Here is an 11518-nt window from a genome sequence, read left to right as displayed (position 1 = left end):
GCTCGGTCATGTGCTGTTCCCGGGCGCTTACCTTTCGGTGAGTATCTGACAAAATAGTCGGTACTTGTGGGGAGTTGTCCCCGCGTCAAGCATGGTCGTCATGCGAAACGACGTTGCGAACACAGCAGTTGAAACGGCCTCTGTTGAGAAGACCTCCGTGGCCGTCCTGGGCCTGGGAGCCATGGGCAAGGCCCTCGCCGCCGCGTTTCTGAAGGGCGGGCACCCCACGGCCGTCTGGAACCGGTCGCCCGGCAAGGGTGAGGAACTGGTGGCGCAGGGCGCGGTCCGGGCCGGGACCGCCGCCGAGGCGGTCCGCGGGGCGGAGCTGGTCGTGGTCTGCGTGGTCGACCACGGTGCCGCGCAGGCCGTGCTCGACGCGGCCGCTGACGACCTGCCCGGCCGCGTCCTGGTCAACCTCACCTCCGACACCCCGGAGCACTCCCGCGCCACCGCGGCCTGGACGGCCGAGCGAGGCATCGACTACCTCGACGGCGCGATCATGGTCCCGGTCCCGGCGATCGGACAGCCGGAGGCGCTCGTCTTCTACAGCGGACCACGGCCGGCGTACGACAAGTACGAGGGGACCCTCCGGGCGCTCGGCGGCCGGCCCGTCCACCTCGGCGAGGACCACGCACTCGCCGCCGTGTACGACCTCGCCCTGCTCGACTACTTCTACGCCGGCATGTCCGGCCTCGTGCACGCCTTCGCGCTCGCCGGCGCCCACGGCGTCCGCGCGACCGACCTGGCGCCCTACCTCGGCACCATCACCGGCATCATGCCGCCCATCACCGCCTACACCGCCGAGCACATCGACGCGGGCTCCTACCCTGGCGAGGCCGCCCCCCTCGCCATGATGGCCGCGGGCGCCGCCCACGTCCTGGAGGCCGCCGAGCAGCGCGGCCTCGACGTCGGCGTCCTCCGTGCGATCAAGGACATCACCGACCGCGCCCTGGCCCGCGGCCACGCGGCCGACGGCTGGGCGAGCACGGTCGAGGCCGTACGTGGCGGGTGACCGTAAACCCTTTGACCCGTCCGGCGGTTCGGCCCACGCTTGACGCGCCGCGGCGCAGGACGGGTAGGACCGTCTGCCGCATCCCCGAACGGTCGTTCTAGGAGGACTCCTGTGCCGGATGAGCCGGAAGAGACCATGCTCACCCACATTCCGCCCGACGGAGTCGCCCCGGGTAACGGGTACAGCCATGTTGTGGTGGGAGAAGGCCGACTGGTCGTCATCTCAGGGCAGGTCGCCCTGGACGAGAAAGGAAACGTGGTCGGGGAGGGCGATGCCGCCGCCCAGGCCCGCCAGGTCTTCGAGAATCTGCGGCGTTGCCTGGCGGCAGGAGGAGCGACATTCGCCGACGTGGCCAAGTTCACCTTCTACGTCACCGACGTCGCCATCCTGCCGGAGGTACGCGTCGCCCGCGACGCCCACATCGACACCGCGCGCCCGCCGGCCAGCACGGCCGTACAGGTGGCCGCCCTCTTCCGGCCGGAACTGCTGCTCGAGGTGGAGGCCCTGGCCATCATCCCTTGGTGACCCGGTCGGCCCGCCCTGGTGACCCGGTCGGGCAGTGGGCGGGTGTTGCCTTGACCTCGACGTCAAGGAATACCGTCGCTCCATGCGAATCGGCGAGCTGGCGGCCCGGGGCGGGACGACCACGAGGGCGGTGCGGTACTACGAGTCGCTGGGGCTCCTGCCCGGGCGCCGCAGCGGCAACGGCTACCGCACGTACGACGAGGACGATCTGCGCCTGCTGCGGCAGATCCGCACGCTGCAGGACTTCGGATTCGGCCTGGAGGAGACGCGCCCCTTCGTGGAGTGCCTGCGGGCCGGGCACCCGGAGGGCGACTCCTGCCCCGCCTCCCTCGTGGTCTACCGCCGCAAGCTCGGCGAACTCGACGCGCTGATCGGCGAGCTGACCGCCGTACGCGCGCAGGTCGCCGATCAGCTCGCGCGGGCCGAGAGGGCGCGGGACGAGCTGGCGGCCGAGGCGGGGGTTCCGGGCGGTCCGGAGCCCGAGTGCGAACTGGGAGGACGGGCGAAGTGAGCAGAGCAGCCACAGTGGCCGAGGTGACGGACGCGGACTTCGACGCGGAGGTGATCGGGGCGGAGCTGCCCGTGCTGGTGGAGTTCACCGCCGACTGGTGCCCGCCGTGCCGGCAGATGGGGCCGGTGCTCAGCGCCCTCGCGGCAGAGGAGGGCGAGCGGCTGAAGGTGGTCCAGCTGGACGTCGACACCAATCCCGCCACCACGAACGCGTACAAGGTGCTGTCGATGCCGACGTTCATGGTCTTCCGGGGCGGTGAGCCCGTGAAGGCGATGGTGGGAGCCCGGCCCAAGCGGCGGCTGCTGGAGGAACTGTCAGAGGTGCTCTGACCCGCCCCGACGCCCCCTGTCGCGGTAACGAAGAAATCCCCCGAGCAATTGCGCTCGGGGGATTTCTCTGCGTATATTGAGTGGTTCGCGACTTCAGGGAATTGGCCGCGAAGAAGTTCAACTAACACGCAGTATATCCGGCCGGGAGCGGAATTGTCAAACAGGGACTCGCACAAAGAATTCTCCGACGATGAATTGCGGCGTGAGCAGGAATTCATCGACGGGCTGTACGCGCGCGTGGACGCCCTGCGCGGGGACGCCGAGGTCTCCGTCTCGGACGCGCTCGCTCAGGGCCACACGCCCCAGCAGGCGCGGCTGGAGCGCGACATCCTCGTCGCCGAACGCTCCGGCCTGCTCGCCGCGCTGAACGCCGTGGACGGCTCGCTCTGCTTCGGCCGGATCGACCTGACCTCCGGCGTCAGCCACCACATCGGCCGTATCGGCATCCGCGCCGACGACGCCGACCTCACCCCGATCCTCATCGACTGGCGAGCCGACGTCGCCCGCCCCTTCTACCTCGCCACCGGCCACACCCCCATGGGCCTGCGCCGCCGCCGCCACATCACGACCGACGGCCGCGACGTCACCGCCCTGCACGACGAGATCCTCGACCTCGGGGACCACACCCGCACCGGCCACGAGGACCCCACCGGCGACGCCGTCCTCCTCTCCGCGCTCGACGCGGCCCGCACCGGCCGCATGCACGACATCGTGCAGACCATCCAGGCCGACCAGGACCGCATCATCCGCGCACCGCACCGGGGCGTGCTGGTCGTCGAGGGCGGCCCGGGCACCGGCAAGACGGCCGTGGCGCTGCACCGGGCGGCCTACCTGCTGTACGAGCACCGCGAACTGCTCGCCAAGCGCGCCGTCCTGATCGTCGGCCCCAACCCCGCCTTCCTCGGCTACATCGGCGAGGTGCTGCCCTCCCTCGGCGAGACCGGAGTGCTTCTCGCGACGGTCGGCGAACTGTTCCCCGGAGTGAAGACCACCGCCACGGACACCCCGGACGCGGCCCGCGTCAAGGGCCGCGCCGACATGGCCGACGTCCTCGCCGCCGTCGTACGCGACCGGCAGGCCCTCCCCGACCCCGTGATCGCCATCGAGCACGACCGGGAGATCCTCATGCTCGACGACGACCTCGTACGGGTCGCCCGCGAGCGCACCCGCGAGGCGAAGCTCCCGCACAACGTGGCGCGCGAGCACTTCGAGGGCCACATCCTCAACACGCTCACCGACATGGTCGCCGAACGCATCGGCACGGACCCCTACGACGGCTCCAACCTGCTGGACCCCAGCGACATCACCCAGATCCGTGACGAACTCGCCGAGAACCCCCAGGTCTGGTCGGCCATCGGCCAACTGTGGCCCCGGATCACCCCGCAGCGCCTCGTCGCCGACTTCCTCGCCGCCCCCGAGGGCCACGTGTCCGACGAGGACGCCGCCGCCATCCGCCGCCCGGTGACCCGCGCGTGGACCGTGGCCGACGTCCCGCTGCTCGACGAGGCGGCCGAACTCCTCGGCGTGGACGACAGGGTGGCCCGCGCGGTCGCCGAGCGCGAGCGTGAGGAGCAGATCGCCTACGCGCAGGGCGTGCTGGACGTGTCGTACGCGTCCCGTACGTACGAGTTCGAGGACAAGGAGGACGGCGACTCCGACGGGTCCGAGGTGCTGTCCGCGCACGACATCATCGACGCCGAGCGGTTCGCCGAACGGCAGGAGGAGGACGACCACCGCAGCGCCGCCGAGCGCGCCGCTGCCGACCGGACCTGGGCGTTCGGGCACATCATCGTCGACGAGGCGCAGGAGCTGTCGCCCATGGCGTGGCGGCTGCTGATGCGGCGCTCGCCGACCCGCTCGATGACCCTGGTCGGCGACCCCGCGCAGACCGCCGAGGAAGCGGGCGTCGGGTCCTGGGACGGCATCCTCCAGCCGTACGTCGAGGACCGCTGGGAGCACACCCGTCTCGGCGTCAACTACCGCACCCCGGCCGAGATCATGGAGCTCGCGGCGGGCGTCGTACGAGCCGAGAACCCGGACTTCGAGCCGCCGAGCTCCGTCCGCTCGACAGGTGTACGGCCCTGGGTGCGCCGGGCCCTGGGCGACCTGCCCGGCGAGGTGGCCAAGGCCGTCGCCGAACTCACCCCCGCCGAGGGGCGCCTCGCGGTGATCGCGCCACGCGACCTGCACCGGGCGCTCGCCGCACGGCTGGACGGCGTCACGGCGGGCGGCGAACCGGACCTGACGCAGACGGTCGTCCTGCTCGACCCGCGGCAGGCCAAGGGGCTGGAGTTCGACTCGGTGCTGGTGGTGGAGCCCGGCCGGTTCGGCACGAGCGACCTGTACGTGGCGCTCACCCGCGCGACGCAGACACTGGGTGTCGTCCACGAGGGGGAGGTGCCCCGAGTGCTGCTGAAGGACGGGGAGTGACGAATCACCGCATCCCCCACCAGGGATCACCAACCCGTAACAGTTCATGTCACCGTCACCGCACGTGAGCGTGCCATGCGGTATGCGTGGTCGTCATGGAATCTCATGCGTTCGCCGCCGCCCCCGCCGGCAGCCCCAGGCTCGAGTCGCTGCCCGTGGAGCCGCTGCTGACCTCGGAGTTCGACGCGGATCCGGGCAGCGTCTACGAGCGGCTGCGGCGCACGCACGGTCCGGTGGCGCCGGTGGGACTGATGGGTGTGCCGGTGTGGCTCGTCCTCGACTACCGCGAGGTCCTGGAGGTGCTGCGCGGCGAGAGCACCTGGCGTCGGGACGTACGGCACTGGCGGGCGCGGGCCGAGGGGCGGCTGCCCAAGGACTGGCCGCTGCTCGCGGGGTACGAGGTGCGGCAGACGATGTTCCTCGACGACGACGAACACCGGGCCGCGCGGGGGACGTACCACTCGGCGATGCGGCCCTTCCAGGACGGCCACACCCCGGTGGGCTGGGAGATGCGGGCGGCCGTCGCACGCTACGCGGACGAACTCATCGCCATGCTGGCCGCGGAGTCCGGGACCACGGGCTTCGCGGACCTGGCGGCGCAGTACACGCGGCCGCTGCTGCTCATGGTCACCACGAAGCTGTTCGGCTGCCCCGTCGAACTCGGTGACGAAATGGTCATGGACCTCTGGCGGATGCTCGACGGGGGGCCCGACGCGGGCCCGGCGACCGCGCGGGCGTCGGCCGCGATGACGCGGCTCGCGGCCCATCGGCGGGCAGTACCCGGCGAGGACCTCACCTCCTACATGCTCCTGTCCGACCCGACGCTCTCGGACGAGCAGCTCGGGCGGGAGCTGTTCATGAACGCCGTCTACCTCAACGACATCACCGGCAACATGGTCTGCAACACGCTGCTGGAGGTGCTGCTGGGCAACGCCACGGTGCGGCGCAGTCTGTCGGCCGGCCTGATCGGCGAGACGGTCAACCGGGCGGCGCTGGTGAGTCCGCCCGTGGCCAACCTGTGCTTCCGGTTCGCGGCGCGTGACGTGCGGCTGGGGAACTACTGGGTGCGGGCCGGGGACATCGTGTCGCCCTCGGTCGCGGCGGCGCACCACGACCTGCTGGCGATCGGTACGTCCCACATCGTCGACTCCACGATCAGTACGCGGGCGCACCTCGCCTGGGGAGCCGGGCCTCATCAGTGCCCGAGTGCGGCCCGCGAGCTGGCGAGCATGATCGTGTCCACGGCGGTGGGCCGGGTCTTCGACCACTTCACGAAGGCCGAACTGACGCTTCCTCCCGACCAGTTGCCCTGGCGCTCCGGCCCGGTGGTCCGGGGGCTGCGCCTGCTCCCCGTCCGCTACGAACTGAGCGACCAGAGCTCCGCGCTGCGGCGGGTTCCGGCTCCTCGGCGGGGCGAGGAGCCGGTGCCGTCGGCCGGGGATGCGGGAGATCGGCAGGCGAGCGGGTTGCTCGCGGCGCTGCGGCGGTTGATGTTCGGGGCGCGGCGGGCCCACTGAGGGGGCGGCGGGGGGAGGGGGGATTCGCCCCCCGCCGCCGCAACTGCACGGTCTTTAGGGGCGCGGGGAACTGCGCGACCAGCCCCCACCCACCCGCAGACAACCCACCCACCCCAGCCGCCCCGGGGGTCTGGGGGCGGAGCCCCCGGGGTTGGGACGGGTAGGGGCGGCGGGCGAGAACCCCTACGCCGGGCGGAGCCAGACCGTGGAGAGCGGCGGCAGCATCAGACGGATCGACGCAGCCCGACCATGACACGGCTGTGGCTCCGGCTTGACCGGATGAGGGTTGCCGACACCACTGCCGCCGTACACCTCCGCATCCGTGTTCAGCACCTCGTGCCACGCCGGCACATCATCAGGCACCCCCAGCCGGTAGTCGCTCCGCACCACGGGCGAGAAGTTCGACACCGCCAGCAACGGCACCCCGTCCGCCCCGAACCGCAGGAACGCGAACACGTTGTCCTCCGCCGCGTCCCCCACGACCCAGGCGAACCCCGAGGCGTCGGTGTCCCGCTCCCAGAGGGCCGGAACCTCGCGGTACACGGAGTTGAGGTCGCGCACGAGGTCCCGTACACCCCGGTGGTCCGCCTCCGCCCCGTACGCCGGGTCCAGCAGCCACCAGTCCGGCCCGTGCGCCTCGGACCACTCCGCCCCCTGGGCGAACTCCTGGCCCATGAAGAGGAGCTGCTTGCCCGGGTGCGCCCACATGAACCCGAGGTACGCGCGATGGCCGGCGCGTCGCTGCCACCAGTCGCCCGGCATCTTCGACACCAGCGAGCCCTTGCCGTGCACGACCTCGTCGTGGGAGATCGGCAGCACGTAGTTCTCGCTGTAGGCGTACACCATCGAGAACGTCATCTCGTTGTGGTGGTACTTGCGGTGCACCGGCTCCTTGGACATGTAGTCCAGCGAGTCATGCATCCAGCCCATGTTCCACTTCAGCCCGAAGCCGAGGCCGCCGAAGCCACCGGGGCCCATGTGGTGCGTGGCCCGCGTGACGCCGTCCCAGGCCGTGGACTCCTCGGCGATGGTCACCACACCGGGCGCGCGCCGGTACACCGTCGCGTTCATCTCCTGCAGGAACGACACCGCGTCCAGGTTCTCGCGGCCCCCGTGCTCGTTCGGCCTCCACTGACCCGCCTCGCGGGAGTAGTCCAGGTAGAGCATGGACGCGACCGCGTCGACACGCAGGCCGTCGATGTGGAACTCCTCGCACCAGTAGACCGCGTTGGCCACCAGGAAGTTCCGCACCTCCCGGCGCCCGTAGTCGAACTCCAGCGTCCCCCAGTCCGGGTGCGCGGCCCGCCGCGGGTCCTCGTGCTCGTACAGCGGACGCCCGTCGAACTCCGCGAGCGCCCAGTCGTCCCGCGGGAAGTGCGCCGGCACCCAGTCCATCAGCACGCCGATGCCCGCCTGGTGGAGCCGGTCGACGAGGTACTTGAAGTCGTCCGGAGTGCCCAGCCGGGCCGTGGGCGCGTAGAAGCCGGTGACCTGGTAGCCCCAGGAGCCCCCGAACGGGTGCTCGGAGATCGGCAGCAGCTCCACGTGGGTGAAGCCGAGGTCCCGGACGTACGCGGGCAGCTGCTCCGCCAGCTGACGATACGTCAGCCCCGGGCGCCAGGACGGCAGGTGCACCTCGTACACCGAGAACGGCGCCTCGTGGGCCGGGCGGTCGGCCCGGTGCGTCATCCACTCCGCGTCGCTCCACTCGTAGTGGGACGCGTGCACGACGGAGGACGTCTCCGGCGGGGTCTGCGTACGGCGGGCCAGCGGGTCCGCCCGCAGACTCCTCGTCCCGTCCGCCCGGGTGATCTCGAACTTGTACAGCTCACCCTCACCGATCGACGGCACGAACAGTTCCCAGATCCCCGAGGAGCCGAGCGAGCGCATCGGATAGCCCGTGCCGTCCCAGAAGTTGAAGGTGCCGGCCAGGCGCACACCGCGCGCGTTCGGCGCCCACACCGTGAAGCGGGTGCCGGTCACGCCCTGGTGCACCATCGGCTGCGCGCCCAGCGCCTTCCACAGCTCCTCGTGCCGTCCCTCACCGATCAGGTGCAGGTCCAGCTCACCGATCGCGGGCAGGAAACGGTACGCGTCCTCGGTGTCCTGCACCGTCTCCTCGTACGCGACGAGCAGCCGGTACGACCCCGGAACGGCCCTCAGCGGCAGGACGGCCGAGAAGAACCCGCCCCCGTCGTCGTGCAGTTCGGCCCGCAACTCGTCCGTGACGACCGTGACCCCCAGCGCGTACGGCCTGAACGCCCGGAACACCACGCCTCCGGGCGCGGGGTGCGCCCCGAGCACCGCGTGCGGCTGATGATGCGTACCACTGAGCAACCGCTCCCGGTCCTCGCCGTCCATCGCCGGCGAGAAGGGCACCCGCGGCTCGGGGATGGGCGGCGCCGGCCGGCCGGGGCCCTGTGCGGCGCGGGGTTCGGGGATGGACGGGACGTCCGCCGTGGTGGTGGTCGTGGTGGTGGCCGGCGGCTCGGGGGCCGTCGGCTCGGGAATGCGTACGGCGGTCTCGGCGGCGGTGGGTTCCGGCGCCCGCGGCGCGGAAGCCCTGGGAACGACCTCGGCCACCTTCTTCGACGCGACGGCCTTCTTCGCGACCGCCTTCTTCGCGGCGACCTTCTTGGCCGTCGTCTTCTTGGCGGCTGTCTTGGCGGCCGTCTGCGCGGCGGTCTGCGCGGCGGTCTTCTTGGTGGCTGTCCTGGCGGCGGGGGCCTTTGCAGCCGGGGACTTTGCCGCGGTGGTCTTCGGGGCAGTGGCTTTTGCCGCGGTGGTCTTCGGGGCGGTGGTCTTTGTCGCGGTGTCCTTCGTGCTGGTCGTCTTCTTCGCCGCGGCCTTCTTGGTGGTCTTCTCGGCCACGGCCTTCTTGGTGGTGGTCTTCTTGGCCACGGTCGTCTTGGCGGCAGCCGTGTTCGCCGCAGTCGCCTTCGCGGCCGTCTTCTTGGCGACGGCCTTCTTCGCGACGGTCTTCTTCTCCCCGATCTTCTTCGCGGTCTTCTTCGCCGCCGTACCCTCACCCGCCTGCGCGCCCGCGCCCGTGCCCTCGACGACCTTCACCGCGGCCTTCGCGGGGCTCTTCTTCGCCGGGGTCTTCTTGGCGACCGCCTTCTTCGCCGGCGCCGCCTTCTTCGCGGCAGCCGTCGCCTTCTTCGCCCCCGCCTGTTTCGTGGCCCTCTTCCTCGCCGCCGGTGTCGTCTCCGCGGTGGCGGCTTCGGCGGTGTCGTGTTCGGTGGCGCCGTTCTGGTTCGTACTGTCGTCGGACGGGGGACGGGGGGTCACGGGCACGGCCTCCTCGGCACAGGCACAGACGGGGACGGGTGGGGCAAAGGGCAGGACAGGGGCGGAAGCGTCAGGGGGTGTCGTCGTTCGCGGCCAGCCGGCGTATCGCGGCCAGCGGTACCGGCAGCCAGTCGGGACGGTGCCTGGCCTCGTAGACGACCTCGTACACCGCCTTGTCCGTCTCGTACGCCCGCAGCAGCACGGGGTCGGTCCGTGGGTCGCTCCCGGAGATCTCCGCGTACCCGGCGCAGTACGCGGCCCGGCACTGGGACGCCCAGCGCGTCTCCGGGGGGTGCTGCGAGTGGGCCGCGTAGTCGAAGGAACGCAGCATCCCCGCGACGTCCCGCGCGACCGGCTGGGGCATGCGGCGCTCGGCGAGCGACTTGGAGGGTTCGCCCTCGAAGTCTATGAGCGACCACTCGCCGCCGGGAGAGCGCAGGCACTGGCCCAGATGCAGGTCCCCGTGGATGCGCTGGGCCGTCCAGGTGGTGCCCTCGGCCGCCAGGTCCGCGAGCGCCGCGAAGGCCGAGCGCAGTGCCGGTGCGTACGGTCGCAGCGCGGGCACCGTCTGCACCGCCGCGTCCAGCCGCTCGGTCATCCCGGCGACGAGCAGCTCCAGCTGGGACCGCCCGAGGGTGACCGTCGGCAGCGCCCGCGCCAGCGCCGTGTGCACCTCGGCCGTCGCGCGCCCCAGTGCCCGCGCCTCCGCGGCGAAGTCCTCCCCCTTGGCGAGCTCCTGCAGCGCCAGCTCCCAGCCGTCGGTCGCGCCCTGCACGAAGGGCTGCAGCACACCCAGGACGTACGAGTCGTCGGAGGAGGCGAGGTCCGCCGTGAGCCAGCCCGCCGGAGCCGGCACCCGTGGGCACCCCTCGCGCGCGAGCATCAGCGGCAGCTCCAGATCCGGGTTCGTGCCGGGCACGATCCGCCGCAGCAGCTTCAGAATGAACGTATCGCCATACACGACGGACGAGTTGGATTGCTCCGTCGTCACCAGGCGAGGCACCAGCCCGGCTCGGATCTCCTGCCGCATGTCCCGTTCGAAGCGCAGCTCACCCACGCGCGCCCGCGAGCGCAGCGCTTCCAGGAGCACGTCGGCGGGCCGGGGGTCGTACAGCGCCTCGTACACCGTGCGCCCCGCCAGCGGTCCCTCGTCCAAGTGCCCGATCAGCGCGGGCGCGAGCCGTGGCGGCAGGGTCTCGCGCACCCCGATGAGCAGTTGGTAGCAGTCGGCGGGGTGGGCCGCGGCGGTCTGGAGGGGCACGAGCGGCTGATGGGCCCGTACGAGCAGGTGGAGCAGCCCCAGCTTCGAGCTCACGGGCAGCAGTTCGGTCGCCGCGACCAGGGTGAACCCGGTGACCGGCCGGCCCTTGCCCGCGAACCAGCGCTGCCTGGGCAGCCACTCCCGCAGCAGTGGATCCAGAGACGCAAGAAGGCTGGGACCGGCCGTACGGGCGAAGTGCGCGGAGGGCGCGGAGTGCGTGACCGCCTCCGACGTCGCTGCCGACGTGGCTTCCGACATGGCGTCGCGTCCTTTCCCCAGTGACCCGGAGGACCAGAAGACCAGGGGAGTCGGGGTGTTACTGATGCGTGCCCAGGGCGGGGCGGTGGAAACCGCCCCGCCGGGGTTCTAGGCGGCGTCCTTGCGGAGCCGGAACCAGTAGAAGCCGTGGCCCGCGAGGGTGAGCAGGTACGGCAGTTCCCCGATGGCGGGGAAACGGACTCCGCCGATGAGCTCCACGGGGTGACGCCCGCTGAACTCGCGCAGGTCGAGTTCGGTGGGCTGGGCGAAGCGGGAGAAGTTGTGCACACACAGCACCAGGTCGTCCCCTTCCTCCTCCGTCGGAGGAGCCTCGCGCAGGAAGGCGAGGACGGCGGGGTTGCTGGAGGCGAGTTCGGTGTAGGA

The 11518-nt window shown here is 71.4% G+C and carries 9 protein-coding genes; 6 read left to right on the top strand and 3 right to left on the bottom strand.

Going from position 1 to position 11518, the window contains the following annotated elements:
• The first annotated feature begins 100 nt into the window (after positions 1-100).
• From AB0959_RS45600 to AB0959_RS45575, 6 genes are all read left to right on the top strand, one after another.
• Positions 101-1012 carry an NAD(P)-binding domain-containing protein gene (locus AB0959_RS45600; RefSeq protein WP_366832805.1) on the top strand — a complete coding sequence of 304 codons (912 nt, stop codon included), beginning with the start codon at positions 101-103 and terminating at the stop codon, positions 1010-1012.
• Between the two features lie 135 nt (positions 1013-1147).
• A complete protein-coding gene (locus AB0959_RS45595) occupies positions 1148-1537 on the top strand; it encodes a RidA family protein (RefSeq protein WP_366832848.1) in 390 nt (129 codons plus the stop codon).
• A gap of 82 nt (positions 1538-1619) precedes the next feature.
• A complete protein-coding gene (locus AB0959_RS45590; RefSeq protein WP_366832804.1) occupies positions 1620-2048 on the top strand; it encodes a MerR family transcriptional regulator in 429 nt (142 codons plus the stop codon).
• A gap of 14 nt (positions 2049-2062) precedes the next feature.
• Positions 2063-2377, top strand: coding sequence for a thioredoxin domain-containing protein (locus AB0959_RS45585; RefSeq protein WP_366832847.1), 315 nt, complete (start codon positions 2063-2065; stop codon positions 2375-2377).
• Between the two features lie 135 nt (positions 2378-2512).
• On the top strand, positions 2513-4807 hold the full coding sequence (locus AB0959_RS45580; protein WP_366832846.1) for an ATP-dependent DNA helicase: 2295 nt from the start codon (positions 2513-2515) through the stop codon (positions 4805-4807).
• 95 nt (positions 4808-4902) lie between these two features.
• Positions 4903-6324: a cytochrome gene (locus AB0959_RS45575; RefSeq protein ID WP_366832803.1), complete on the top strand. Its 1422-nt coding sequence runs from the start codon at positions 4903-4905 to the stop codon at positions 6322-6324.
• A 183-nt stretch (positions 6325-6507) separates the two neighbouring features.
• Here AB0959_RS45575 and glgB read toward each other — a convergent pair whose 3' ends face one another.
• From glgB to AB0959_RS45560, 3 genes are all read right to left on the bottom strand, one after another.
• The gene (gene glgB, locus AB0959_RS45570) at positions 6508-9615 is read right to left on the bottom strand and encodes a 1,4-alpha-glucan branching enzyme (RefSeq protein WP_366832802.1); all 3108 of its coding nucleotides are present in this window, start codon (positions 9613-9615) and stop codon (positions 6508-6510) included.
• Between the two features lie 70 nt (positions 9616-9685).
• The gene (locus tag AB0959_RS45565; RefSeq protein ID WP_366832801.1) at positions 9686-11134 is read right to left on the bottom strand and encodes a phosphotransferase; all 1449 of its coding nucleotides are present in this window, start codon (positions 11132-11134) and stop codon (positions 9686-9688) included.
• 108 nt (positions 11135-11242) lie between these two features.
• Positions 11243-11518 (bottom strand): alpha-glucosidase C-terminal domain-containing protein (locus tag AB0959_RS45560; protein WP_366832800.1); only part of this gene is annotated, 276 nt, incomplete at its 5' end.

It is taken from the genome of Streptomyces sp. NPDC046862 (genome assembly GCF_040704615.1).
Taxonomy (GTDB): Bacteria; Actinomycetota; Actinomycetes; order Streptomycetales; family Streptomycetaceae; genus Streptomyces.
The sequence above is the reverse complement of the archived record's forward strand: the minus strand, read 5'-3'. Positions and strand labels throughout refer to the sequence as shown.